A 25933-nucleotide genomic window follows, 5' to 3' on the forward strand; every position below is an offset into this window, starting at 1 on the left:
GCAATCATGCGCCCTACAACCATTGTAACTGTTCACGCAGACTCACCACCTCACCAATAATGGTTAAGGTCGGTGCCACAATATGATGTTCAGACACTTTGGCTGCAATATCCGCCAATGTACCCACCAGCACTTTCTGCTCAGGCGTTGTACCTTTGGAAATCAAGGCAACAGGCATGGTTGGTCGTTGGCCATGTGCAATCAATTGCTCACAAATACGCTCCAAGCCCACCAAGCCCATGTACAACACCAAAGTCTGATTTTCATACACAAGTTCATTCCAGGGTAATTCTGGTGAACCCTCTTTTAAGTGCCCAGTTAGGAAACGAACACTTTGTGCATAATCACGATGGGTCAGCGGAATCCCTGCATAGGCTGAACAGCCTGATGCCGCAGTAATTCCAGGCACAACCTGAAAAGTGACACTGGCTTCAACCAGTTCCTGAATTTCTTCACCGCCACGTCCAAAGATAAATGGATCACCACCTTTCAAGCGGCAAACGCGTTTACCTTTTTGTGCATACTCCACCAATAAGGCATTAATACCCTCTTGTGGAACGGAATGATTGGAGCGTGCCTTACCGACATAAATCTTTTCCGCATCACGGCGGCAGAGTTCCAGAATCGGCGCAGACACCAAGCGGTCATAAATCACCACATCCGCCTGCTGCATCAAGCGCAACGCTTTTAAGGTCAGCAGTTCAGGATCACCAGGTCCAGCACCAACCAGATACACCTCACCTTTTGGAGCTATCCATTCAGTCAACGCCTGCTGGATCAGATCATTCGCCACATCCAGATTGTCATTGAACACCTGCTCCTTTAACGGGCTGGCATACAGGTTCTCCCAAAAGATACGGCGTTCATCTGGATTGGAAATCTTTTCCTTGACCTGTTTACGCCAAAGACCTGAAAACTCAGCCAGTTTACCCATGCCATGTGGCACAATTGTTTCAATCTGGGTACGAAGTTGTCTGGATAAAACAGGCGATGCGCCATTGGATGCCACCGAAACCACCAAAGGTGAACGGTCAATAATCGCGGGAACCATGAAACGGCAATGCGGAATATCATCAACACTGTTGACTAGAATATTGCGCTGCTCGCATTGTTCAAAGACTGCCTTGTTCACTTCAGGCTGATCAGTTGCGGCAATCACCAAACGATAACGTGTACCGAGAATATTTTCAGAAAAAACAGCCTGAATATATTGCCCCATTGATTTGTAAATAAGCTGGCGTAACTCAGGCTCAATCTCAGGTGCAATCACATCGACAATCGCACCTGCCTTCACCAATAAACTTGCTTTACGGTAGGCAATATGCCCACCGCCAACAATCAGACAACGTTGCTGCTGCAACTTTAAAGAGATTGGGAAAATTTCCACGACTTGCCTCTAAATTTTAAATCTGATTGAGCTAAAGCAAAAACTATGCACAAATTCGATGCATAGTTTAATCAATATAGCTTGCACCGCCCATATATGGACGTAAAACCTCTGGAACTTCAATTGAACCATCCGCACGCTGATAGTTTTCCATCACTGCAAGCAAGGTACGACCCACAGCCAGACCTGAACCATTCAAGGTATGCACCAATTCGATCTTCTTTTGATCAACACGGTAGCGCGCTTTCATGCGGCGTGCCTGAAAATCGCCCATATTTGAACAGCTAGAGATTTCACGATAGGTATTCTGGCTTGGTACCCACACTTCCAGGTCATAGGTCTTGGTTGAACCAAAGCCCATGTCACCACCACAGAGCAAAATCTTGCGGTAAGGTAAACCCAATGCCTGCAAAATGCCCTCTGCATGTGCTGTCAGCTCTTCCAGTGCCTGCATTGAGTGCTCTGGTTTCACGATTTGCACCATTTCAACCTTGTCAAACTGATGCTGACGAATCAGGCCACGAGTATCACGCCCGTAAGAACCTGCTTCACTACGGAAACATGGTGTATGCGCTGCATATTTCAGTGGTAAACGGTCAGCATCCAGGATTTCGTCACGCACAAAGTTAGTGACAGGCACTTCGGCAGTTGGTATCAGGTAATATTCTTTCTCACCTTGAAGCTTAAATAAATCTTCTTCAAATTTAGGCAACTGCCCTGTACCACGTAAGCTATCCGCATTGACCAGATAAGGTACATAAGCTTCGGTATAGCCATTTTTAAGGGTATGTGTATCCAGCATGAACTGGGTTAGTGCACGTTGTAAACGCGCTAAAGGACCTTTCAATACACTAAAACGTGAACCTGTCAGCTTGGTTGCGGTTTCAAACTCAAGACCACCCATCCATTCACCAAGATCGGTATGATCCTTGATCTCAAAATCAAATTGGCGCGGTGTGCCCCACTTTAAGATTTCAAGGTTGTCACTCTCATCTTTCCCTTCAGGCACAGATTCATCTGGCAGGTTTGGAATGGCAAGTGACTTCTGCTCAAGCTCAGTTTGCAGCTCAGCCAAAGCCACTTCAGCAGCCTTGATCTCATCACCAATGGCAGCCATACGTGCCATGATCTCAGATGCATCACCACCCGACTTTTTGATTTGACCGACCTGTTTAGCACCAGCATTACGCTCTGCCTGCAAGTTTTCAGCCTTGGACTGTAAATCTTTACGGCGCGCTTCTAAATCCGCCCATTCCTGAACATCAAGCTGAATACCACGTTTTGCCAAAGCGGCATTGACCGCTTCAATATTATTTCTGAGTAATTTTGGGTCGATCATAATCAATCATGAATAGAAAAAAACTGGCTATAGTGTAAGGCTTTAACTTGAAAAAATACAGTAATAGACAACAAAGACTCAGCATCCACACACGCTATGTCGATGCTGAATACTGGCTAAACAGGCTCTTTCGGCAGACTTGGCAGATATTGCGGCTTAATAAACTGTTTGGCGGCATAATATGGCAGGGTCAGCTCGCTCATCCCCTCGGCGTACGAAGCCAACTCATACAGCGGATAGACAAACACTATCCCATTGACACCATAATAATAGTTGTCACTGACCTGCAACTGCTCTTTCTTGATGTTGTGGTCTTCCAGCCAGTTCTGATTCGAGGCATATAACTTATCGCGTAGTTTTTGGTTCATGTCAGGTTTAACCAATTCACCTACAGTAATGTGTTTTTTATTGGACAGGTCAAAGTTGACAAATTCCTGATGCGACATGCCATGTGCCGCACCCGCAGGGTAACTATAGGTCTGAATTGCAAAAGTTGCCAAATTATAGTTTTGCCCCACAAAACGCACATAGGTGCTACTTTCACTAAGCGAGGGTTCATCCGCTGGCACCTTGACTTTCTGGTCTGCAATGTTGGCAAAGGCATTCGGCTCTGCCTTTTTCATACGATTGATAAAATATTCATCAATCCATTTTTGCTTGGTCTCGACCGTTTGCAGGTCATAACTGGTACAGCCATCTTCCAGACACAACTTTTGTTTAGGAATCTTGACCGCCACCACTTTGGCCTGAATCAATGGAATATCGACTTTTTCAGCAGTAGCTGCCGATTGTTCCTTTTTAGGTTGACAACCAGTCAGTGCAATGACTGTAAGTATTGGAATGAGTGGAATCAATTGTGATCTTTTTACTATTTTCATCGCTATGCAAGTCTCCAGAATTTTTCTTCACTATACAAAGCCTTGTAGCTAGATGAAATTAAGAAATGTATCTATATCGCGCCCAGCAAAAAGCCGCAACAGATGCGGCTTTTTTAGGGTCTGTTGACATTTCACAGATGCTTGCGACAGAGGACGTTTTTTAGACGGTACAAGGCATGTTTTGCGAAATTTAGTCATTCTAAATGAGCAAGACATAACGCAGTAGCGGCAAAAAATGTCCCTGTCCCACAGGGTTATGGCTAAAACTGCCCCAAACTTCGTTATGAAACTTGACAAGGGAGTCGCCATTGCCTACGTTTCATGCCTTGTTTGTGTGGTTTTAGCCTATAACGCAATGCATGGCTGAAATGTCAACAGACCCTAACATGGTCAAATTCATTACTGATCAATAATATCTGTACCTTTTGGCGGTTCAAAGTTAAAGACCGACGCTGGAATAGCTGGATTCACCTTAATGTTGCTAAAACGCACATAAGTGGTTTGGCCCAAGGAATCCTGCAACACCATCAAGTTCGGCGCCTTATTGGCACCAAAGCTAATGGTTAGGCTTTGGAATGCGCCATCATCCTGTTTTGGATACAAGGTATAGTACAGCTTGGTTCGGTCAGGCTGGGTGACACGGTAAGCATCCATAATCTGGTTGGTATTACCTGACAATAATAGTGCAGGCGTATTGGCCACCTGATCATCCAGACTTTGGCGTACCGCCTGCTGTAAATCTGGATCATAAATCCAGACCACCTTGCCTGTGGTCACAATGGTTTGTTTCGCGGGACTGGTGGTTTCCCAATAGAATTTTCCAGGACGCTCAACTTTCATCACACCCTTAAAGGTCTGATTCATGTGCTGGGCTGTTAAGCCTTTTTTCTGTACAGTTTTATTATTGGTGGTCTTGGTGCTTTGTTCAAAATCTGCGGTCAATCGTTGCAGGCCAGCCAACTGCTGTACCAGACTGCTAGTTGCCTGCTGAGCCGATGCAGCGACAGGTGCGGCAAACACCTGACTTCCCACAACAGGGGCAAGCGTGATGGCACTTAATGTTGCGGCATAAGCTATTTTTTTTACGAAATTCATAAAATGAACCTTCTATCAGATTTCTACTGTTATGACGACATCTTACTGTTTTTGATCACGAAAAAAATGAAGAAATACACAGGTTTTGTGTATTTCGTGTCGCAAAGTCCTGCATTATGTATGAAGTTTCTACCTTTATGTAGAGATTGTAAGTATAAAAAACCGCTTTTTACTCAATAATCCGATATTCATGATACCTGTCTTATAAACCTCGGCATAGGGGATCAACGCGAATTGTATGGCATGCTATATTTGTATGAACACACAGTGATTCAATGCAAGAAATATATTATGAAAAGCCTTGCCTTTCTCCATCGTAATGATACCCGATTTGCCATTGGTGACTTTTATCCTGCGCTATCTGTATTTTCCTATCATGAACTCGGCAATACCACTTCCCCATTTTTACTTCTGGATCATCTGGGACCAGGTCGTTTAGCACCAAAAAGTAATAAAAAAGGTGTGAATCAGCATCCCCACCGTGGTTTTGAAACTGTGACTTTGGTTTTTGCAGGTGAATTGCAGCATCAGGATTCAACAGGTGCTGGCGGGATCACTAAAGCTGGTGATGTGCAGTGGATGACCGCTGCTTCAGGGGTAGAGCATATCGAGCAGTTTAGCCCAGAATTTCGCGAACGGGGTGGCAACTTTGAGATGGTGCAATTGTGGGTCAACCTGCCAGCCAAAGACAAGATGTTGGCACCCCGTTACCAAAGCCTAGCCAGTCACTCTATTCCTAAAATGTTGCTGGAAAACGATGCGGGTTATGTTCGGGTCATTGCTGGTCAGTTTAAAAACATACAGGGAATTGCACAGACTTTCACTCCCATGAATGTGCTGGATCTACATTTGAAAAAAGGCCATCAGATCATACTTCCAGCCAGTCAAGGTGACACAACGCTCCTTTATTTGCGTAGAGGAAAAGTTCGGTTTGCGACTGATGAAGACCTTTTAGAAGAACAAGGAATGGCAGTTATGTCAGCCTTAGGTACAGATGTTGAAATCACGGCACTGGAAAATTGCGATATACTATTTCTATCTGCCCAGCCCCTACATGAACCCATCAATGGTCATGGTCCTTTTGTCATGAACACCTATGATGAAATTCTACAGGCCTATGACGATATTAAGACAGGGAGATTTGGAAAGAACTCCAGCTAAATCTTAAGTGTTGAAAAACGCCATGCATAAAAAAACCCGCTCAAAGCAGGTTTTTCTGAACCATTAAAGCTTAAGCTTCAACAGTTACATAGCGACGACCAAACTGACCTTTCACTTCAAATTTCACTACGCCGTCAGCAGTAGCAAATAAAGTATGGTCACGGCCCATACCAACATTTGCACCAGCGTGGAACTCTGTACCACGTTGACGAACGATGATGTTACCAGCAGTTACAGTTTGACCACCGTAAACTTTAACACCCAACATCTTAGGATTCGAATCACGACCGTTCTTCGTCGATCCACCGGCTTTTTTAGTTGCCATGTCTATTTACTCCTGTGTTAGCCTGCGATACCAGTAATTTTCAACTCGGTAAACCATTGACGGTGACCTTGTTGCTTACGGTAGTGTTTACGACGACGCATTTTGATGATGCGGATTTTTTCGTGACGACCATGGCCAACTACTTCTGCAGTTACTTTTGCGCCAGCTACAACTGGAGCACCGATTTGAATGTTGTCACCGTTTACAACCATTAATACGTCATCAAACGTAATAGTCGCGCCAGTTTCAGCTTTCAATAATTCTACTTTAAGGGTTTCACCCTCAACAACACGGTGCTGTTTACCACCGCTTTGGATTACTGCGTACATAATGTACTCCAACATGCCCGTGTCGTCGTGCCGATAAAGGGATATACCGATCTTAAGACGAACGCCACTGGGGTTATACAAGGCGATAGATTTTAAGTGAAAATTGATCAAACAACAAGTGATTTTGCACAAATGCGCCGATCAACAAATGAGCTATGGATTTCATAATAAAATCAAACAGATTGAGAATACGTTGTTTTTATTGATTCTGATCGGGTTTTGCAATACATTCTAAAAAACCAATTGCGACAATAACAACCTGTGTTCATATAAAGTCACACATACTATGGTATAAAGCTTGGGTTTGGCTATTAGAGACCGCTTTTTTGTCTAACGAAAGCCCCAAAATCATCGCAATGATTTAAATGACTGATTACACAGCCTGTATAACTGTTTAGCAACAGACACATTGATACACTTAACATTATATTTCACCTGTACGAGGTTTTTCTTCATATGGTTATCGATTTTAAGCAAGACATTCTCTCTCCAGTAGCGACAGATTTTGCTGCGATGGATCATTTGATCAATGAAGGAATCAGCTCCAAGGTTGGCCTGGTCATGTCAGTCAGCAAGCATGTGGTTGAGGCTGGCGGTAAGCGTATGCGCCCGATCATGTGCCTACTGGCAGCCCGTGCATGTGGTGTAGCCAATATGCAGCATGCGCAGCATCTGGCTGCCATTATTGAAATGCTGCATACCGCAACGCTGGTACATGATGATGTTGTGGATGAGTCCAGTCTGCGCCGTGGCAGGCCCACTGCCAATGCAACCTGGAACAACCAGACCGCCGTTCTGGTCGGTGACTTCCTGATTGCGCGTGCCTTTGATTTACTGGTAGATTTAAACAACATCACTTTACTCAAGGATTTCTCCACAGGAACCTGTGAGATTGCGGAAGGTGAGGTTTTACAGCTTCAGTCCCAGCACCAGCCAGAGACCACTGAAGAAACCTATCTAAGAATTATTCATGGTAAAACATCACGCCTGTTTGAACTGGCAACTGAAGGCGCGGCTATCTTGGCAGGTACTGAAGAATACCGTGAGCCTCTACGTCGCTTTGCGGGTCACTTTGGCAATGCCTTTCAGATCATTGACGATATTTTAGACTACACCTCCGATGCGGAAACACTGGGTAAAAATATTGGTGATGATTTAATGGAAGGCAAACCGACTTTACCGTTAATTTCAGCATTGGCCCACTCCACTGGTGATGACCATGCGATTATTCGCCGCAGCATTGCAACAGGCGGTGTGGAACATTTGGATAAAGTGATTGAAATTGTTCATCACTCAGGTGGCCTGGATTACTGTCAAAAACGTGCCCAACAAGAAACGGATGCCGCTTTAGAAGCGCTTAAAGCACTTCCAGATAATGAATATCGTCAGGCACTGATGAATCTGACCTTAATGGCCTTACATCGACTACAATAATTTTTCTGAGTGCCTATGCATTTAAATTTATCTGATTTATTTTTAAAAATGCAGGAACAGCTTGAACATCCTGAAGCTGTTCCTGAAAGTCTTCTTGCCAATGAGCAGATCCTCATTGAACTGGTCAACCGCATACGACCAAAAAAACCGAATGATGCTGAAGAAGTCAAACAGCGAATTCATGCATTGATCAAAATTCTTTTGCTGACTCCCACTTCAGCAACTTTACTCCAGAATTTCCTGCTCAAGCTGATCAGCCAGTACAAACAGATCAGCCTCTATGCCGACAGCGGCATTCTTTCACTGGATGGTTTCTGGAATCAGCTTGGGCAACGTCTTGGTGCACATTTCCTGCCTTTAGTAGAGGATGGCAACCAGCTTAAAACCCTCGTTGGCAAAGTCTTTCATGAGCAAAGTGATGGAGAATGGCTTGACCTGATCGAAAATCAGGACTGGATTACCCTCTTCAACCTGATTGGTGAAAGCCAAAGCAACACGAATGAAAAACAGGTGTGTAAAACTGACCTGATCAAGGCCATTACCGTGTTGTCCTATCGAATTAGTGGTATTGGCCTGTATCCAGAATTTATTAATGCACAACCCGACATTATTGAATATGAGTCACCTTTTCTGGTTCAGAACCGTGAAATTGTAGAGTTCATTGAAAAGTATAAACAGCAGATGCACCAGCAGGATACGGTTGCAGTTCTTGCTCCTCCCGATGCGTCACAGGCCTTTGTGATGCTGGACCAATGCCGTGAGGTTGTGCTCAAGATCCGTCGGGCAACCAAGCGTATTGGGGTCAGTATCAGCCTGACCTATTTATTGTCCTTACTGGAGCAGGCGCTTGACCGCATTGAATTATTGCTTGGTTTGCTTGCCAGTAAAAATGATTTCCACTATATCGCACTGGGACAGTTAATTACTGACCTGACACAGGCCCATTATGATGAAAAAAGTGTTCGCCACCTGTTAAATTCAACCAGTGAATTGATTGCCCTGCAAGTCACCGAAAATGCCAGTAAAACAGGCGAACATTATGTAAGTACCGATAAAAAAGGCTTTTTCGGCATGTATAAGGCGGCGGCAGGTGCAGGCGCAATTATTGCCGTCATGGCCACCTTGAAAATTTTAACGACCCGTCTGGTACTTGCTCCATTTATGCATGCGTTTTTATATAGCATGAATTATGGTCTAGGTTTCATGCTGATCCATGTGCTGCATTTTACGGTTGCAACCAAACAACCCGCGATGACGGCTGCGGCACTTGCGGCAACGGTACAGCAGCAGAAAGGCAGTAAAACGGCTCAGATTGCTGAACTGGCGGCCTTGATTATCAATATTATCCGAACTCAATTCATTGCGATTCTGGGGAATATTTCAATCGCCATTCCTGTAGCGGCCTTAATTACCTTTTTATGGCAATACAATCTGGGTGAACCGTTACTTTCCCCAATTAAGGCAGCCAAGACACTACATGATTTAAATCCATTTACTTCGCTGGCTATCCCGCATGCGGCAATTGCAGGTGTCTGTTTATTCCTTTCAGGCCTGATCGCGGGCTATTTCGATAATCTGGCAGTCTACCGAAAGGTTGGCCCCCGTCTAAAACAGCACCGCCGCCTAAAACGCTGGATGGGACAGGTACGACTGGACAAGTTTGCCAACTATATTGAAACCAATCTCGGGGCTTTGGCAGGTAACTTCCTGTTCGGGATTATGCTGGGAAGTATGGGAACCATCGGTTTTATTTTAGGCCTGCCGCTGGATATCCGTCATATTGCCTTTGCATCCGCCAATTTCATTCAGGGCTTAATGACAGTGAGCGGCACACCTGACCTTGGTTTAATCATCGTGTCATTTTTGGGCGTTATGTTGATTGGTCTCACCAACCTGTTTGTCAGCTTTACCCTGACGATTATTGTCGCGTTGCGTGCGCGTCGTGTCCGCTTCTCACAGTGGAAACCCTTGGCTAAATTGGTCATCACCCATTTCCTGACCCGACCAAGTGATTTCTTCTGGCCACCAAAACAGCCTGTTGAAGTGGAAGAGCAAAACACGACCGAGCAAAAAATGAGACATTAATCAAATTTTGTTATGTTTTTTTACTGAACCTTAAAAAAACATGAAAATGAAATTATCATAAAATTTCAAGACTTGACCAAAAGTGTACTCGCAAGTACACTTTCAAACACTCGACAACCCTGAACAATGGTTAAGCAAATAATGAGGTTCGCATGCCGTACCTACTGCTTTGTATTGGTTGCTTTTTTTTAGGACTCGGTGTGTTTGGGCTGGTTTGTCTCGACACATCGACTTTAGACCTTTTGAGTGTTCAAGCTTTATTTGAACACCGTTCGTTTGTGCTTAACCAGGTGACCATTCTGCTTTCTCGACTGGGTGGAATGCCATTTTTATTATTTTTAACCACATTTTTGTGTATTTATCAAACTTGGATTAAAAACTATAAGAATGCAATTTTTATCGCTTTAAGTGTGGGTGGAAGTATTGTGATTGGTTGGCTTCTGAAATGGGGCATTGATCGACCAAGACCCTTGGAATTTTATCACCTGATTCAAAGTTATGGCGCATCTTTCCCAAGTGCCCATAGCCTATATGCTGCGACCCTTGCGAGTATGTTCATGTTGCTGTACAGCACGCATAAATACCGTAACAGCGTCATTTTAGTATCTACTTTATGGTTTGTATTCATGGGGATATCTAGAATTTATGCAGGGGTTCACTACCCAACCGATGTATTGGCAGGTTGGGGAATCGGGTTAATTTGGACTTCGTTGCTTTGGTTTTGGCTGTATCAAGGCAATTTCAGCAACAATTTGTTTTTAGATAAAAAATCTAAATTGAGGTGGAATAATGATGTCAGCTAAGCTTTGGGCTCCTGCCCTCACTGCTTGCGCATTGGCAACAAGCATTGCGCTTGTTGGTTGTAGCAAAGACCCTAAAGATGCACAGCAAGCCGCTGCTGCTCAAAAAATGCCACCTCCTGAAGTCGGTGTCATTGTTGCACAACCGCAAAGTGTAGAACAAAGTGTGGAACTTTCTGGGCGGACCTCCGCCTATCAGGTTTCAGAAGTACGTCCACAAACAGGCGGTGTCATTTTAAAGCGCTTATTTGCTGAAGGCAGTTATGTCCAGGCAGGTCAGGCGCTTTATGAAATCGACGCCAATACCAACCGTGCAAGCGCAGACAGCGCCCGTGCGACCTTATTGCGCCAGCAAGCAAACCTAAATGCATTACGTGTTAAAGAGGGACGTTATCGTCAACTGGTTGGCACCAATGCGGTTTCCAAGCAGGAATATGATGATATTCATGCCCAGGTCCTGTTGGCTGAGGCCGATGTGGCAGCCTCTCAGGCGGCATTGAAAAATGCTGAGATCACTTTGGGCTATTCTACTGTACGTGCGCCAATCTCAGGCCAGTCCAGCCGTTCTTCGGTAACAGCTGGTGCGTTGGTGACAGCGAATCAGGCTGATCCTTTGGTCACGATTCAACAGCTTAACCCGATCTATGTTGATATTAACCAATCCAGTGCCGAAATGTTGCGCCTACGTCAGCAGCTCAGCAAAGGCAGCCTGAACAACAGCAACAACACCCGTGTCAAGATTACGCTTGAAGATGGTTCCGACTATCCTGTTGAAGGCCAGTTGGCTTTCTCTGATGCCAGTGTCAACCCAGACACAGGTACAGTGACCTTGCGTGCAGTTTTCTCAAATCCAAACCACCTGTTGTTACCAGGCATGTATGCAACTGCCAAGATTTCACAGGGCATCATTCCAAATGCCTACCTGATTCCACAGGCGGCTGTGTCACGCCTGCCAACAGGACAGGCCATTGCCCTGGTTGTAAATGCGAAGAATACGGTTGAGGCGCGCCCAATCACAACGGTTGGTGTGAAAGCTCAGGACTGGATTGTCACAGATGGCTTACAGGCGGGTGACAAGATTGTGGTTGATGGTGTTGCCAAGGTTAAGGAAGGCCAGGAAGTTTCTGTAAAACCTTACCAGCCACAGGCAAAAGCACCACAAGGTCAAAATGCTGCACCGCCAGCAGCCGCTGAACAACAAAAGCAAGCCGATTCACCAAAAGCTGAACAAAAAGCTACTTCACAAGCTTAAGGGGTAGATTGCATGGCTCAATTTTTTATCCATCGCCCAATTTTTGCATGGGTGATTGCGTTGGTGATTATGCTGGCGGGTATTCTCTCGCTCAGCAAAATGCCAATTGCACAATATCCTACGGTTGCGCCACCGACGGTCACGATTTCCGCAACCTATCCAGGTGCATCGGCAGCAACGGTGGAAAATACCGTAACCCAGATCATTGAACAGCAGATGAATGGTCTGGATGGTTTGCGCTACATTTCATCAAACAGCTCTGGTAATGGTATGGCATCCATCCAGATTAACTTTAAGCAAGGGATTGATCCTGATATTGCCCAGGTTCAGGTACAGAACAAGTTGCAGTCCGCAACTGCGTTGCTGCCTGAAGATGTACAGCGCCAAGGGGTTAAGGTTTCCAAGTCAGGTGCAAGTTTCCTACAGGTTGTTGCATTTTATTCTCCTGATGGACGCTTATCCGATGCTGACATCAAGGACTATGTAAACTCAAGTATTGCTGAACCGCTTAGCCGTGTTCAGGGTGTGGGTGAGATTCAGGTGTTTGGTGGTTCATACGCCATGCGTATCTGGCTGGACCCTGCCAAATTAAGCAGCTTCAACCTAACACCAACGGATGTTGCAGCGGCAATTCGTGCCCAAAACGCTCAGGTTGCTGTGGGTCAGTTGGGTGGCGCACCGTCAATCAATGGTCAGGTTCTGAACGCGACTGTGACGGCACAAAGCCTGTTGCAGACACCAGAACAGTTTAAGCAGGTCTTCCTGAAAAACCTGCCATCAGGTGCAAAAGTCCGTTTAAATGATGTGGCACGTGTTGAGTTAGGTTCTGATACCTATCAGTTTAATACACAGTTCAATGGCAAGCCTGCGGCGGGTATCGCAATCCGTCTGGCAACAGGTGCCAATGCGCTGGATACTGCCGCAGCGGTTGAAAAGCGTTTAAGTGAACTTCGCCATAACTATCCAACAGGTCTGAAAGACCAGCTTGCGTTTGATACCACCCCATTTATCAAGCTTTCAATTGAAAGTGTGGTACATACCCTGCTTGAAGCGATTGCACTGGTATTCATTGTGATGTTCCTGTTCCTACAGAACTGGCGCGCAACGATTATTCCAACTCTTGCAGTTCCTGTGGTGGTATTGGGTACCTTTGCCATCATCAATATTTTCGGTTTCTCAATCAACACGCTCACCATGTTCGCAATGGTTCTTGCCATTGGTCTGCTGGTGGATGATGCGATTGTTGTGGTCGAAAACGTTGAGCGTGTCATGACCGAAGAACACGGTACACCTGTTGAAGCGACTGAAAAGTCGATGAAACAGATTTCTGGCGCCCTGATGGGGATTACCAGCGTACTGAGTGCGGTATTTATTCCAATGGCATTCTTTGATGGCACAACGGGGGTGATTTACCGTCAGTTCTCCATCACACTTGTGACTGCAATGGTGTTGTCACTGATTGTTGCATTGACATTTACGCCTGCACTGTGTGCAACTATCCTTAAACAGCATGACCCAAATAAGGAACAAAGCAACAATATCTTTGCTCGTTTCTTTAGATGGTTTAACCGAACATTTGACCGTATTTCACATGGCTATCAGGGTGGTGTAGACCGCATGATTCACCATAAAGTATTCTCTGGTGTTCTGTATGCAGTTGTCATTGCTGCACTTATATTCCTGTTCCCGAAACTTCCATCTTCGTTCCTGCCTGATGAAGATCAGGGTGTGGTATTGACGCTGGTACAGCTTCCACCAAATGCAACCCTAAGCCGTACTGATGCAGTACTGGATACCATGACTCATTTCTTTATGGAAAAAGAAAAAGATTCAGTGGAATCTATCTTCACTGTTGCTGGTTTCTCTTTTACGGGGATGGGACAAAATGCAGGTCTGGCATTTGTAAAATTGAAAGACTGGAAAGACCGTACTACAGCTGAGACAAAAATTGGTTCAATTATCCAGCGTGGTATGGCACTGAACATGATTGTCAAGGATGCGTCCTACATCATGCCGTTACAGCTTCCAGCGATGCCTGAACTAGGTGTCACCGCTGGCTTTAACCTACAGTTAAAAGATGTGAGTGGTCAAGGCCATGAAAAGCTGATTGCAGCACGTAACACCATTCTCGGTTTGGCATCCCAAGACAAGCGTCTGATGGGCGTACGTCCAAATGGTCAGGAAGACACACCACAGTATCAGATTGATGTTGATCAGGCCCAGGCGGGTGCAATGGGCGTCAGTGTCGCTGACATTAACAGCACCATGGGCATTGCCTGGGGTGGTTCATACATCAATGACTTCATTGATCGTGGACGCGTGAAAAAGGTATATGTACAGGGTGAAGCCAATGCCCGTATGATGCCTGAAGACCTTAACCAGTGGTATGTGCGTAACAACAAAGGCGAAATGGTTCCGTTCTCTGCATTTGCAACTGGTAAATGGACCTATGGTTCACCACGTCTTGAACGTTATAACGGTGTATCATCCGTCAACATTCAGGGTACGCCTGCCCCAGGTGTAAGTTCTGGCGACTCCATGAAAGCCATGGAAGAAATCATCCAGAAATTACCATCCATGGGCTTGCAGGGCTTTGACTATGAATGGACAGGTTTGTCACTGGAAGAACGTGACTCTGGCGCTCAAGCTCCGTTCTTGTATGCCCTCTCCCTTTTAATTGTATTCTTATGCTTGGCGGCACTGTACGAAAGCTGGTCAATTCCATTCTCGGTATTACTTGTAGTGCCGTTAGGGATTATTGGTGCGGTGATTCTGACATTCCTGGGCATGGTATTGTTTAAGAATCCAAACTTATCCAATAACATCTATTTCCAGGTTGCCATGATTGCGGTGATTGGTCTTTCGGCTAAGAATGCAATCCTGATTGTTGAATTCGCAAAAGAATTACAGGAAAAAGGTGAAGAGTTGCTTGAAGCAACCCTGCATGCATCCAAAATGCGTCTACGTCCAATTATCATGACCACACTGGCATTCGGCTTTGGTGTCTTGCCATTGGCGCTTGCAAGCGGTGCGGGTGCGGGTAGCCAGCACTCAGTCGGTTATGGTGTATTGGGTGGTGTCATTTCCTCAACACTTTTAGGTATCTTCTTCATCCCTGTATTCTTCGTGTGGATTCGTAGTATCTTTAAGTACAAACCTAAAACTTTAAATACTCAGGAGCATTGATCGTGATGCAAACTGTATGGTCTATTTCCAGTCGTGGCATTGCAATCTCTGCACTCGCGCTGTCTTTGGCTGCCTGCCAAAGCATGCGCGGGCCAGAGCCTGTTGTGAACACAGATATTCCTGAAAGCTTTGCCTCTTATGGCAAGTCTTCTGGAACATCAATCGCTGAACAGGGTTACAAAGACTTCTTTGCTGACCAGCGTTTACTGCAAGTGATTGATATGGCACTTGCCAATAACCGTGACTTGCGTACGGCCGTGCTAAACATTCAAAAAGCACAGCAACAATACCAAATCTCAGAAAACAACAGATTACCAACCATTGGTGTCGGGGGTGGCGCAACTCGACAGGTATCCCCTAGTCATGATCCAAACAATCCTTATTCGACTTATCAAGTGGGTATACCACAAACAACGTATGAGTTGGATTTTTGGGGCCGTGTTGCCAGCTTAAAAGATGCGGCACTGGACAGCTACCTTGCGACACAGAGTGCACGTGATGCCACCCAAATTAGTTTAATCAGCCAGATTACTCAGGTCTGGTTAAATTATTCATATGCAAGCGCACAGTTGAAACTTGCGGATCAAACCCTCAAGGCACAGCAAGACTCGTTTAACCTGAACAAGAAACGTTTCGATGTGGGCATTGATAGTGAGATTCCATTACGTCAGGCGCAAATTTCGGTTGAAACCGCACGTAATGATGTTGCCAACTATAAAACACAGATCGCACAAGCACAAAACTTGTTAAATTTACTTGTTGGACAAACAGTTCCTCAAAACTTATTGCCACAACAGCAAATTTCTCAAATTACCAAACAAAGTGCTTTAAGTGCTGGTTTGCCAAGTGATTTGCTCAATAATCGTCCAGATATCAAGGCGGCTGAATATCAACTCAGTGCAGCAGGTGCAAATATTGGTGCAGCCAAAGCACAACTCTACCCGACGATTAGCCTGACAGGTTCGGCAGGTTATGCTTCAACAGATTTGAGCAACCTTTTTAAGGCGGGTAATGCAGCCTGGTCAATTGGGCCAAATATCAGCTTGCCAATCTTCGACTGGGGTACACGTAAAGCCAACATCAAGATTTCAGAGACTGATCAGAAAATTGCCTTGGCAAACTATGAAAAGTCAGTTCAATCTGCTTTCCGTGAAGTGAATGATGCCTTGGCAACCCGTGCCAACATTGGTGACCGTTTAACCGCGCAACGCCGTTTGGTGGATGCAACCAACACTACCTATAAGCTGTCTAACGCCCGTTTCCGTGCAGGTATTGATAGTTATTTAACCGTGTTGGATGCCCAGCGTTCAGCGTATTCGGCTGAGCAAGGTTTACTGTTGTTACAGCAGGCAAACCTGAACAACCAGGTTGAGCTTTACAAAACATTGGGTGGAGGTTTAAAGGCCAATACCAGTGATACGGTAACGCCTCAACCCTCTAGTGCTGAAATACATGCTGCACAATAAACCTTAATATAATGTACTATCTATAGCCATCTCCCGAGATGGCTATTTTATTTTAAGCCCAACTGAATAATAATTTAATCCCAAATGATTGGCATATTGTGCCGCTTCGGCACGCGATGAAATTCCCAGTTTATGGTAAATCGACTTAATATGGCTTGCGACGGTACTTTCTGCAATCTCCAGCTGTTTTGCCACCTCACCATTGCGTAAACCCTGACCAATATAAAGCAATACCTGTTTTTCCCTCTCGGTTAAATTATGCTCTATGGTGGCCACAGATCGGGTGGACTGGAAATGGGCCATCAAACGGCGGGCAATCGAGGGGGATAATGCAGGGATTCCTAAACGTAACTGCCTTAGTTGATGAATAATCAATTCCTTGGGTTGTTCCTTTACTAAGTAACCCTCTGCTCCCCCTGCCAATGCATTGACAATATGTAGGTCATCACCCAGTACACTCATCACCACACATTGCGTATCAGGATGACGCTGGCGTAGATAACTTAACACTTCAATCCCCGAACCATCGGGCAAACCCAGATCAATCAGTGCAATCTGAAATTGCTGATCCAAACAGATCGACAGACCCTCCTTGACCGAATTTGCCGCTTTAATCCTTGCATCAGGAAAAGCATCTACAATAACGGTCTGCAACCATTGCCGTGTTTCCAAACTATCCTCAACAACCAGAATATGCATTTGTAATTATTCCCTATTTGAGCCAAGTGGCAACTTCATGTCAATCAACAACCCCTGTTGATTGAGGAATTGTATTTCTCCCCCCAATAGTTGCACCCTTGTCTGCATATTGGTTAAACCTTGTCCCTGTCCTATTTTAAGCTCAGCTAAACCCTGCCCATCATCCTGAACCTGCAACAATAAAAACTGGGTTTCAATCCGAATTTTAATTTTGAGATGTTGGGCATAAGCATGACGGATACAGTTATTGGTCGCTTCACGTAGAATTGAACGTAGCCCATGAATCATCTCCAGACTCATGGCTTGCTGTACATTGCCTGTCATTGACCAATCCAACTGAATATCTGCCAATGCCAGACGTTCGGCAATTTCAGCTCGGATATTGATCAATAATTCCTCAAAGCATATTCCACCCGACATACTGTGATTAATCACATCCCTTAAATCTGTCAGGGTATTACGAATCATATCGTCCTTACGCTGTGGTTGCTGGCTATGCAAGGCATTGACCAGTTGCGAACTGATATTGTCATGTAAATCCCGACGAATACGTTGACGTTCCTCGATCACACCTGCTTCATAAGCCATCTTCGCCTGTATCGCATAATCCAGCATCTCACAAAGCTCTGTTGCAATGGCAACATCATACTGTGAAAAAAGGCGACGTCCCTGCCCTGCATAGCCCAGTGTCACCGCATGCAGTTGTTGAATGGCGGGAATGTGCAACTGTAAACCCTGCTGTGCCAAAACTGGCGCTTCGGTATATATACCCTCATCAACCTGCAAGGCGGCAAAGTTTTTCTGCAAAACTTCCTGCCAGAGCTGCTGTTGGTTTTGCTGTGCCGTTGCCAAGGTAACACCAATAATTTCACGGAATTGCAGCTCTCGCTTTGGGCTAAGATAGCCTAAAAACTTTTCCCAGATCCAGCCACGCAAAGGTAACCAGAGTATTCCACAAACAACCAAGGCCAAGGTCATGGAAATCTTTGGGGAGAGATTTAACAGGCTAATAAAGATAATATCGAGCAAGATTAAAAACAAAATGGCAATCAGCAATAATAGGATTCTTCCCCACCAGATCCCAAGTTCAAATAAACGATAACGTAAAATACCAAATGCCAAACCAATATAGACCAGTAAAAACAAGGTAAAGGCATAGCCCTGTAATGCTGAGGTATCAAAACCAAATAAGGTGGGCAATAAGATAAACAGAACAAACAGGGATGTCCCCAATAGCCAGGACAATAAAAACCATTGCAAGGCAGCGCGCTCAAGCGGAGCATATTGGGAGAACCACCAATGTATTGCAGCGAGAACAAATGAGCAGAGCAAACCGAGCATCACTAAAAAGCGTCGGGCAAAGGTCATGGACTCAAACATGCCCATCTGCTGGGCGATAAACCAAAGCACAAAAATACCAATAACACCCACCCCCACCCAGTTGGGTGCGATACGGCGTGGGTAATATAAAAGCAAGGCAACAAAACTGGCGATAAATACACTACCACCAAAGAAATTTAGGTCACTCAGAAATTGAAATAATGTTGTGGGTAATGCAATCTCTCTGGTGCTATAAATTCCAGCAAAACTGGAAAATACCAAGGTGCATATCCCTGATAATAATAGATAACGTGCTGCCAATTCATTTGATCGGAATGCGTATACGGCCGCAGAAATCAACCATGCCACCACACCAACAATCAACTGCACCCAGAAAGCCAGATCAAATGTTTTTACTGGACGATGGGGCGTCACAGATATCGAATAGACCTGACCATCACCAAGTGTGAGTTCTAGTTTTTGCTGCCGCAACATATCTGCAATTTGTCCCTGCCTTTCCAGAAACTGGGCATAATTACGATAGGTTCCCATTGCACTGTCAGGTTCTGGTGCCAAATCCATCGGAATCAGGTCAATGGCTTGATTTGGTATGCTGATTCTTTTCAACACCTGATTTTTAGGACTCTCCATCGTTCCTGCTAAACTGGAATCCGTATCCAGTATCCTAATCTGCTCACCCACAATCCCTAGCTTTAAGCCCATATACGGCTGGTTAAAGCTCACCCATATCACAGCCCCCGACCACATGATTGCGAAAATCGCAGCCATAAATAAAATGGAAACAGGTGTAAACCTCGTCATTATTTTCATACTCGCGTCCCTACACACGACATTCCCTAAAAAGTTTTTTGCGATAGCTTTATTATTTTCCATTAAATTTGCCAAATATTCCTCCCCTGTTCAGAGGATAGTATTCTCCTTTATTTGATCCATAATAAAAAATACCTTAAAGAACAAAATCTTGCAAAACAAGGGAAAGGAGATCAGGAATGTCTATTAAAACTGGGAAAACATGGATACTTGCACCACTAAGCTTGAGCATGATGCTGGCATTAACAGGATGCTGGTTTGATGATGGTTCTTCAACAAGCAGTTCGAACTCAGCAAAAACTGATACGCCTAAAGATGAGACACCTGCAAATACCACAACACTGACAGGAACAGCGGCAATTGGTGCACCTTTGGTTGGGGCAAATATCAGTTTAAACTGCGCTGGATATAACAAAAGCAATGCCACAACCACAGGCAATACAGGAAACTGGAACTTTGCTGTACCTACAGCGAATTTACCTTGTGTTGTGAATGTGGCGGGAGGAACTGCCAATAATATTGCAAACACACAAAACCTATATGGTCTAAGTCTGGGCAATCAAACCAATGTCAATATCACACCACTTACCACACTGGCTTTGGCAGGTGCCTCCAATAATGCACTGGGTTTAAAACTGGAAGATTTATTCAAGGCGGCAAATATTGATTTCAGCAAGCTTGCTGCCCAAATTGATGCGGCGGTCAACAAGCTCAAAAACGACTTAACGGCACAAGGTTTTAACTATCCAGATATTGTGGATTTCAATCCATTTTTTACCGCTTTTGATCCTCAGGCAGGTAACAGTTACGATGATCTGCTTGAGGCGGTTATGGCCGCAATTCAGGCAGCCAACAGCAATCTGGCGGCATTGACCACAACCTATGCAACAGGAGGCACATTACCTGCTGCAAGTACAGGCAACAATGGTGGCAACAACAATAATAATGGGGGTAATAGCAACAATGGAAATAATAATGGCGGCACAACGACACCTGCCAATGCGATTGGATTAGCCACATTTAACAACTATAGTGCTGCCAATAATGAAGCTTTCTTTAACAGCGTAAAAGGAACTTACCCTGTTGCCATTTTCCGTGCACCAGCAGGAAAAGAAAGCCATATTGGCGAGGGTAGTCTTACCATCAGTGGCACAGCAGAAAACTGGTCATTACAACTTAAAGCGCATGATGGCACAGTGATTAACGCCTTAAATAATAAATCGGTAATCTATGGTGCATTGACTCCTGCTATCGGTAAATTATTTTTAAATAATGGAAATACCCCTGATAAACATATTAGTGTGGAGTTAACCAAAAGCGGCCAAATTACAGGCTGGGCAGGTGGTTTTGCTGAATATGGATTCCGTAACAATGTGCTTGCCTATGGTGCTGCTCTACCCGAAGTCTTTAAACATATTGCAGGAATCTGGCGAGGCGAGTCGATGGCAAATACCTGTAATAAACCCAAAATTACTGTTACGGTCAAGGCGGATGGCTCTGTAAGTAACTCAGGTAAATCAGCCCTAGGGTGTAGTGATGCGACAGTTGAAAATAAGTGGAATGGTAATGATGACTATGTCACCTCAACCGTGATTGATGAGGGAAGCTGGCAAGGTGGCAAATGGGTTACCACTCAAAAAACCAAGTATATTGTACAGATTGACAGTGAAAAAGCTGGTGATTCAAAAGCTCAGGGAGGGATTCGTTTAACACTGGATAGCTTAACCAGTAAACCTGCCATGATTGCAGCCTATGCCAACCTATCTGGTGGAAGTGGTGCAATTGAAACCATTAATGCTGTTCCTTTTGATCCAAATGCCGCGGCACGTACTGAACCCACTGCCGAAGAACTGGCCGATAAAGCTCGTTTGAATGGGAAGTCTGGTATTACAGCAATTGCTGCAAGTAATGTAACCTCCAAAACTTACACCTATAGCAAGGCTGCAAATACTACAGGGATAACAATAGATGGTAATTTAATTAAGCTACAATTCAACTCCGACTCACTTTTAACCAGTAGTGAAGCGGGGAACTGGACTTTGGCATTTCCTGAAAAAGTAGGCACTTATGAATGTACCTCTACACTAGAACTCGCAAAATCATCTGGAGATAGTGCCTATCTGTCCCTAAACAATATAACGTTCCAATATGCTTCTGACAGCATAAATGCGCATAGTGGTAAATCAGAACGTAATACAGGTGGAGCATGCACAGTTACGGTACTTTCGGTTGGCAATACCATTGAAGGAAGCTTTTCTGGCAAACTTGTCGGTGCCTTAGGTGCACAATATACCGTGAGTCAAGGCTATTTCTCTGTCGTAAGACAATAATGCTTTAATTATTCAATTTTCAGCGGCCATCCCCATTGTTTTCATTTGGGATGGTCTTTTTTTATCTATAGAAGTTTCTTTCTTGTTCATCTTGATTTATCGTGAATTTACAATATAGAAATTACTTGAGGCAATATGTTACTCAGCAGCTTGGAATCTGTACCTGGCCATGAAATTTTACGTCAGCTTGATGTGGTGTATGGCAGCACTGTCCGCAGTAAGCACGTGGGTCGTGACCTGATGGCGGGTTTAAAAAATATCGTGGGCGGCGAACTGACGGGTTATACCGAACTTCTTGAGGAATCCCGTCAGGAAGCCACGCAACGCATGATCGACAAGGCACGCGGTTTAGGCGCCAATGCGATTGTGGGGATTCGCTTTTCCACATCGAATATTGCCCAAGGCGCGTCCGAACTTTTTGTATATGGTACGGCTGTCGTGGTTCAGCCTGTGGCGCCTAAACTTCCTAATCCATTTGGTGCATAGGCAATACAATGGATGGATTAATTTTTCAGATCGTTATTTTTCTGATTCTTTTTTCAGTCGGTTGGGGTTTTGGTCGTCATATTGAACAAAAACACTTACGCGAACTGGATGAGAAAGAAAGGCAATTTGCCCATATCCGCATTGATACCAACCGCTTTGTTGAAACGACTGCAAAAGGTCAACTGGTAAGCAGCAATGTGGTGATCTCACATGACTATTTTAAATATGTGCTTGCCACCATTAAAAACTTCTTTGGTGGTCGTCTCGTCAGCTATGAAAGTGTGGTGGAACGGGCACGACGTGAGGCAATGGTTCGCCTCAAGCAGGAGGCACACAGGATGGGTGCAAACCAGATCATGGGGGTTCGTCTCAGTACCACTGAACTGGGCATGCAAGGTGGCATGGTTGAAGTGTTTGCTTATGGTACAGCTATTTTAAATGAGTAAAAGGGAGCAAAAGCTCCTTTTACTTCACTTTGGTTTTACGAATCATTTTATACAGTAGGCTTGGTGACAAACGGGACACCAATACGCCCAGTTGTTCTTTCTTCCCACCGATAACCACATATTCATCGCCTGCCATCAAAGCCTCAACAACTCGCTGGGCAAATACATCGGCATCCAAACCATTTTCAATGGCTTCGTCCTGATGCCCCTGTGGCTTACCCTCACCATTTAAGGCATTAAAAGAAACATTGGTTTTAACAAAGCCTGGAAACACCACCGAAACCGCAACCCCATCTTTTGAAACCTCGGCACGAAGACTGTTCGCCCACATATGAATCGCCGCTTTGGCAGCTGAATAACTGGCGCGATATTGTGTACCCAATAGGCCCGCCACACTGGAGACAAATACCACCCGACCAGACTTTTGTTTGAGCAATGTTGATAACACAGTCTTGGTAAAGAACACCTGTGAAAAATAATCCACTTCCATGATGGCACGTTCAGTTTGCATGGTGGTGTCCTGAATCAGGGCACGCTGACTCAGACCTGCATTGTTGATGAGCCAGTCAATTCGACCTTTGCATGTCAAAACCTGTTCATGCGCATGACGTACCTGAGCTTCATCAGTGATATCTGCGGCAATTGAAACATGACGTTCTGGCTTGAATAAACCGACACGCACAGCTTCGAGTTCATCATAACGGCGTGAGGTCAGCACCACCTGTGCACCCTGCAAGGCACATTCCCGCGCCAGCGCCTTGCCCAAACCAGAAGAAGCCCCTGTAATCCATACCACTTTATTTTCAAGGTTTTTTAGCTTTGCCATATCAATGATCCTCTATGCTTGATGACGCATAAATTTTAAGAAGTAATCCACATAAATGACCGCAACCTGCTCATCCAGTTGAGTACCTAGTTTTTCCAAACGTTTATAGCCTAGATGTGTGGTCATGTTGATTACGCCATTGAGGGTTTTATCCACCACAAAATTGAACTTCAGGCATTTTTTCGGTTCACGAATTAAATGGGTCACACCGACATCAATCACATCGGTCAGCAGTTTCAACGCATTCACCGTTTCATGACGGTCTCCACCAGCAAGCTTCTGGCTGGAGCTTTTCACCTGTTGTGCAAGCTGCTGTTCAATTGGATAGGTCATGTAAACCTTTTCATCTTCAAGCTGGATGGTTTTGGAGAGATATTCCACCAAAGGAACCAATCGGTCATTGCCAAAGAATGAAACTGACCACGGCATATATTTGCGAATGGCTTCCAGAATTTGCTGAATCACCTTTTCAGATTCACCCGTCTGGGAGTAATGCTGGTTTTCCTGTAACAGCACCATAAAAACCTGTTCAATCACTTCACAAGCCATTTCTGACAGGACATTCCCCAACGCATTTGCCTGACTTTCCTTATTGCCCTGTAATAACTGCGCTCGAATATGCGCAAATCTCGCGTATGTATCCGCATGAATATTTAAAAAAACGGCGGTGTTCATTCTAATTACCCTAATTCTTAGATTGCATAAAATAAGGGCTTGTTCAACAAGCCCTTATTTTTCCATCAAACTGTTTTATATCATTTTTGGCTTTCTACACGCCGAATTTACCATATTCTATTCCGCATCGACATGCATAAATGCCAAAAAATGGTTGACACAATCAGCCGCAGCGTCTGTATCCACCTGATTTCCCATCTTTTCCAAACGTTTATAGCTCAGATGCGCCGTCATATTGATTACCCCATTCAGGGTTTTATCGACCACGGTATTAAAATTCAGGCATTTTTTCGGTTCACGAATCAGGTTGGTCACGCCCAAATCCACAATTTGAACCAGAGTCTGAAATACATCCACCATGTCACTGATTTCATTATTCTTCAGTTTTGTCACCAAAGCATGGGCCTGTTGTACCAGATGTCGATCAATCGGATAAGACACATACACCTGTTCATCATGGTACTTAATCATATTGGAAAAATAGTTGGCAAAGGGACAGAGGCGTTCATTGCCAAACAATGCAATTGACCACGGCATGTATTTGCGCACCGCACCAATAATCTGCTGAATGACTTTTTCTGATTCTGCCGTATATTTTTGTGTGAGCTGTGTGGGCTGGCGATTCTGAATCAGCAAAACTGAAAAGACCTGCTCAACAATGTCGCAGGCAATTTCTGAAAGAACCTCCCCCAACACCCGCGACTGGCTTTCATGTGTTCCAGCATTCAGTTGCTGGCGGATTGTTTCAAATTGTCCGTGTGTTGCTTCATTAATTTTCAATAAAATTGAATAACTCATCTGAACCATCCTTTTAGTTTTAGTATTCTTATATTGTTATTTTATGCATCTACATCTTTAATTATGTGATCCAATACACATAAATCTAACTTTTTTCTACTAAAAAACCAACGCATTTCGTCGGCTTTTTTAGTGGAAAATTTTGATGGATTGCTAGTCAATAAAACTGCTACCTAATCATTATCTATCTCATCATAATCATCATGGATAGGATGTGACCCATATCTTCCATGTTCTCGAAAATTATGAGCATAATCCTTTGTAGCATCAAACATATCTCTACCTGATTCATAAGAGATGTTAACTTGGCTGGAATTCATTTTTGCCTTATTTTTTAATTTATTAGAAGTTTTTTTCTTCTTTTTTCTTCTTTTTTCTTCTTGAAATTCCCACTAATTGAGCTAAATTGGGAGTTTTTTTACTACACTTAAGAACTTGGATTTCAAATTTTTCTTTTTTTTTGTTATTTAACCCATGAGAAGTTCTAATATGTTCCTTAATTTCTTCTTCAAGAAGCTGCTCTTTACAAAAAGAACAATAACTCATTTTATTTTTTACAACTTTTTCTTTTACAACTTCATTTGTGACGACTTTACTACTCAATACTTTATATTTAGCACTAGGACTTATTTCTTCTACTACTGTACCAGTGCCATAGCACTTAAAACAATTTTCATTCTCTCCAGCACATGAACATTCATAGCTTCTCATTTCCACTCCCTTTGCGATGACAAACTAAATTTATTGAAATTACGTTATAATACACCCAATTTTTTATTCAATTT

At 44.2% G+C, this 25933-nt stretch carries 22 protein-coding genes; 10 read left to right on the forward strand and 12 right to left on the reverse strand.

The genetic code is table 11. The annotated features are described in order from the left end of the window. Positions 1-13: 13 nt before the first annotated feature. The 4 genes from cysG to lolA all read right to left on the reverse strand — a co-directional run bounded on the left by cysG (position 14) and on the right by lolA (position 4699). Positions 14-1387 carry a siroheme synthase CysG gene (gene cysG / locus N5J47_RS07110; protein WP_279959417.1) on the reverse strand — a complete coding sequence of 458 codons (1374 nt, stop codon included), beginning with the start codon at positions 1385-1387 and terminating at the stop codon, positions 14-16. A 67-nt stretch (positions 1388-1454) separates the two neighbouring features. Then, entirely contained in the window at positions 1455-2726 is a 1272-nt protein-coding gene (serS, locus tag N5J47_RS07115; protein WP_267982249.1) for a serine--tRNA ligase, read from the reverse strand. A gap of 116 nt (positions 2727-2842) precedes the next feature. Continuing rightward, the gene (locus tag N5J47_RS07120) at positions 2843-3604 is read right to left on the reverse strand and encodes an RsiV family protein (protein WP_279959416.1); all 762 of its coding nucleotides are present in this window, start codon (positions 3602-3604) and stop codon (positions 2843-2845) included. 399 nt (positions 3605-4003) lie between these two features. Continuing rightward, complete coding sequence (gene lolA, locus N5J47_RS07125; protein ID WP_279959415.1) at positions 4004-4699, reverse strand: outer membrane lipoprotein chaperone LolA; 696 nt, start codon at positions 4697-4699, stop codon at positions 4004-4006. Between the two features lie 291 nt (positions 4700-4990). On the opposite strand from lolA, the gene N5J47_RS07130 reads away from it, so the two are divergent. Then, positions 4991-5860, forward strand: a complete 870-nt coding sequence (locus tag N5J47_RS07130; protein WP_279959414.1) for a pirin family protein — start codon at positions 4991-4993, stop codon at positions 5858-5860. Positions 5861-5930: 70 nt separating this feature from the next. On the opposite strand, the gene rpmA is transcribed toward N5J47_RS07130, so the two are convergent. Further along, positions 5931-6185, reverse strand: coding sequence for a 50S ribosomal protein L27 (rpmA, locus tag N5J47_RS07135; RefSeq protein WP_004640422.1), 255 nt, complete (start codon positions 6183-6185; stop codon positions 5931-5933). Positions 6186-6202: 17 nt separating this feature from the next. Then, on the reverse strand, positions 6203-6514 hold the full coding sequence (rplU, locus tag N5J47_RS07140; protein WP_279959413.1) for a 50S ribosomal protein L21: 312 nt from the start codon (positions 6512-6514) through the stop codon (positions 6203-6205). 456 nt (positions 6515-6970) lie between these two features. Between rplU and sdsA the strand changes: the two genes are divergently transcribed. From sdsA to adeK, 6 genes are all read left to right on the forward strand, one after another. Continuing rightward, positions 6971-7948, forward strand: a complete 978-nt coding sequence (gene sdsA / locus N5J47_RS07145) for an All-trans-nonaprenyl-diphosphate synthase (protein ID WP_267982207.1) — start codon at positions 6971-6973, stop codon at positions 7946-7948. A gap of 15 nt (positions 7949-7963) precedes the next feature. Beyond that, on the forward strand, positions 7964-10033 hold the full coding sequence (locus N5J47_RS07150) for a site-specific recombinase (protein ID WP_279959412.1): 2070 nt from the start codon (positions 7964-7966) through the stop codon (positions 10031-10033). 152 nt (positions 10034-10185) lie between these two features. Next, positions 10186-10836, forward strand: coding sequence for a phosphatase PAP2 family protein (locus N5J47_RS07155; protein ID WP_279959411.1), 651 nt, complete (start codon positions 10186-10188; stop codon positions 10834-10836). Further along, the gene (locus N5J47_RS07160) at positions 10823-12085 is read left to right on the forward strand and encodes an efflux RND transporter periplasmic adaptor subunit (RefSeq protein ID WP_279959410.1); all 1263 of its coding nucleotides are present in this window, start codon (positions 10823-10825) and stop codon (positions 12083-12085) included. The genes N5J47_RS07155 and N5J47_RS07160 overlap by 14 nt, the downstream gene beginning before the upstream one ends. 12 nt (positions 12086-12097) lie before the next feature. Next, on the forward strand, positions 12098-15271 hold the full coding sequence (gene adeJ / locus N5J47_RS07165; protein WP_279959409.1) for a multidrug efflux RND transporter permease subunit AdeJ: 3174 nt from the start codon (positions 12098-12100) through the stop codon (positions 15269-15271). A gap of 5 nt (positions 15272-15276) precedes the next feature. Beyond that, positions 15277-16737, forward strand: coding sequence for a multidrug efflux RND transporter AdeIJK outer membrane channel subunit AdeK (adeK, locus tag N5J47_RS07170; protein WP_267982210.1), 1461 nt, complete (start codon positions 15277-15279; stop codon positions 16735-16737). 42 nt (positions 16738-16779) lie between these two features. Here the strand turns inward: adeK and N5J47_RS07175 are convergent, their stop codons facing one another. Together N5J47_RS07175 and N5J47_RS07180 are read right to left on the reverse strand one after the other, a co-directional pair. Beyond that, the gene (locus N5J47_RS07175; protein WP_279959408.1) at positions 16780-17436 is read right to left on the reverse strand and encodes a response regulator transcription factor; all 657 of its coding nucleotides are present in this window, start codon (positions 17434-17436) and stop codon (positions 16780-16782) included. A gap of 6 nt (positions 17437-17442) precedes the next feature. After that, on the reverse strand, positions 17443-19587 hold the full coding sequence (locus N5J47_RS07180; protein WP_279959407.1) for an ATP-binding protein: 2145 nt from the start codon (positions 19585-19587) through the stop codon (positions 17443-17445). Between the two features lie 179 nt (positions 19588-19766). Between N5J47_RS07180 and N5J47_RS07185 the strand changes: the two genes are divergently transcribed. From N5J47_RS07185 to N5J47_RS07195, 3 genes are all read left to right on the forward strand, one after another. Beyond that, entirely contained in the window at positions 19767-21917 is a 2151-nt protein-coding gene (locus N5J47_RS07185; RefSeq protein ID WP_279959406.1) for a hypothetical protein, read from the forward strand. Between the two features lie 135 nt (positions 21918-22052). Next, positions 22053-22403 carry a YbjQ family protein gene (locus tag N5J47_RS07190; protein WP_267982198.1) on the forward strand — a complete coding sequence of 117 codons (351 nt, stop codon included), beginning with the start codon at positions 22053-22055 and terminating at the stop codon, positions 22401-22403. Between the two features lie 8 nt (positions 22404-22411). Next, positions 22412-22849, forward strand: a complete 438-nt coding sequence (locus N5J47_RS07195; protein ID WP_005329225.1) for a YbjQ family protein — start codon at positions 22412-22414, stop codon at positions 22847-22849. Positions 22850-22868: 19 nt separating this feature from the next. On the opposite strand, the gene N5J47_RS07200 is transcribed toward N5J47_RS07195, so the two are convergent. The 4 genes from N5J47_RS07200 to N5J47_RS07215 form a co-directional block, all read right to left on the reverse strand. Then, positions 22869-23675: an SDR family NAD(P)-dependent oxidoreductase gene (locus N5J47_RS07200; RefSeq protein ID WP_279959405.1), complete on the reverse strand. Its 807-nt coding sequence runs from the start codon at positions 23673-23675 to the stop codon at positions 22869-22871. Positions 23676-23687: 12 nt separating this feature from the next. Continuing rightward, a complete protein-coding gene (locus tag N5J47_RS07205) occupies positions 23688-24350 on the reverse strand; it encodes a hypothetical protein (protein WP_279959404.1) in 663 nt (220 codons plus the stop codon). Between the two features lie 117 nt (positions 24351-24467). Continuing rightward, positions 24468-25148 carry a hypothetical protein gene (locus tag N5J47_RS07210; protein WP_267982194.1) on the reverse strand — a complete coding sequence of 227 codons (681 nt, stop codon included), beginning with the start codon at positions 25146-25148 and terminating at the stop codon, positions 24468-24470. A gap of 342 nt (positions 25149-25490) precedes the next feature. Beyond that, positions 25491-25859, reverse strand: coding sequence for a hypothetical protein (locus tag N5J47_RS07215; RefSeq protein ID WP_279959403.1), 369 nt, complete (start codon positions 25857-25859; stop codon positions 25491-25493). Between the last annotated feature and the right edge of the window lie 74 nt (positions 25860-25933).

This window comes from Acinetobacter sp. GD03645 (assembly GCF_029845285.1).
Lineage (GTDB): Bacteria > Pseudomonadota > Gammaproteobacteria > Pseudomonadales > Moraxellaceae > Acinetobacter > Acinetobacter corruptisaponis.

What these genes read in the sequence shown, in the direction of transcription:
- N5J47_RS07155 (WP_279959411.1), top strand. Translation starts at nt 10,186, where the DNA reads ATGCCGTACCTACTGCTTTGTATTGGTTGCTTTTTTTTAGGACTCGGT.
- N5J47_RS07160 (WP_279959410.1), top strand. Translation starts at nt 10,823, where the DNA reads ATGATGTCAGCTAAGCTTTGGGCTCCTGCCCTCACTGCTTGCGCATTG.
- N5J47_RS07180 (WP_279959407.1), bottom strand. Translation starts at nt 19,587, where the DNA reads ATGAAAATAATGACGAGGTTTACACCTGTTTCCATTTTATTTATGGCT.
- N5J47_RS07210 (WP_267982194.1), bottom strand. Translation starts at nt 25,148, where the DNA reads ATGAGTTATTCAATTTTATTGAAAATTAATGAAGCAACACACGGACAA.
- N5J47_RS07130 (WP_279959414.1), top strand. Translation starts at nt 4,991, where the DNA reads ATGAAAAGCCTTGCCTTTCTCCATCGTAATGATACCCGATTTGCCATT.
- N5J47_RS07120 (WP_279959416.1), bottom strand. Translation starts at nt 3,604, where the DNA reads ATGAAAATAGTAAAAAGATCACAATTGATTCCACTCATTCCAATACTT.
- N5J47_RS07185 (WP_279959406.1), top strand. Translation starts at nt 19,767, where the DNA reads ATGTCTATTAAAACTGGGAAAACATGGATACTTGCACCACTAAGCTTG.
- rplU (WP_279959413.1), bottom strand. Translation starts at nt 6,514, where the DNA reads ATGTACGCAGTAATCCAAAGCGGTGGTAAACAGCACCGTGTTGTTGAG.
- N5J47_RS07175 (WP_279959408.1), bottom strand. Translation starts at nt 17,436, where the DNA reads ATGCATATTCTGGTTGTTGAGGATAGTTTGGAAACACGGCAATGGTTG.
- lolA (WP_279959415.1), bottom strand. Translation starts at nt 4,699, where the DNA reads ATGAATTTCGTAAAAAAAATAGCTTATGCCGCAACATTAAGTGCCATC.
- N5J47_RS07215 (WP_279959403.1), bottom strand. Translation starts at nt 25,859, where the DNA reads ATGAGAAGCTATGAATGTTCATGTGCTGGAGAGAATGAAAATTGTTTT.
- adeK (WP_267982210.1), top strand. Translation starts at nt 15,277, where the DNA reads ATGCAAACTGTATGGTCTATTTCCAGTCGTGGCATTGCAATCTCTGCA.
- N5J47_RS07205 (WP_279959404.1), bottom strand. Translation starts at nt 24,350, where the DNA reads ATGAACACCGCCGTTTTTTTAAATATTCATGCGGATACATACGCGAGA.
- rpmA (WP_004640422.1), bottom strand. Translation starts at nt 6,185, where the DNA reads ATGGCAACTAAAAAAGCCGGTGGATCGACGAAGAACGGTCGTGATTCG.
- N5J47_RS07195 (WP_005329225.1), top strand. Translation starts at nt 22,412, where the DNA reads ATGGATGGATTAATTTTTCAGATCGTTATTTTTCTGATTCTTTTTTCA.
- adeJ (WP_279959409.1), top strand. Translation starts at nt 12,098, where the DNA reads ATGGCTCAATTTTTTATCCATCGCCCAATTTTTGCATGGGTGATTGCG.
- N5J47_RS07200 (WP_279959405.1), bottom strand. Translation starts at nt 23,675, where the DNA reads ATGGCAAAGCTAAAAAACCTTGAAAATAAAGTGGTATGGATTACAGGG.
- N5J47_RS07150 (WP_279959412.1), top strand. Translation starts at nt 7,964, where the DNA reads ATGCATTTAAATTTATCTGATTTATTTTTAAAAATGCAGGAACAGCTT.
- N5J47_RS07190 (WP_267982198.1), top strand. Translation starts at nt 22,053, where the DNA reads ATGTTACTCAGCAGCTTGGAATCTGTACCTGGCCATGAAATTTTACGT.
- sdsA (WP_267982207.1), top strand. Translation starts at nt 6,971, where the DNA reads ATGGTTATCGATTTTAAGCAAGACATTCTCTCTCCAGTAGCGACAGAT.
- serS (WP_267982249.1), bottom strand. Translation starts at nt 2,726, where the DNA reads ATGATCGACCCAAAATTACTCAGAAATAATATTGAAGCGGTCAATGCC.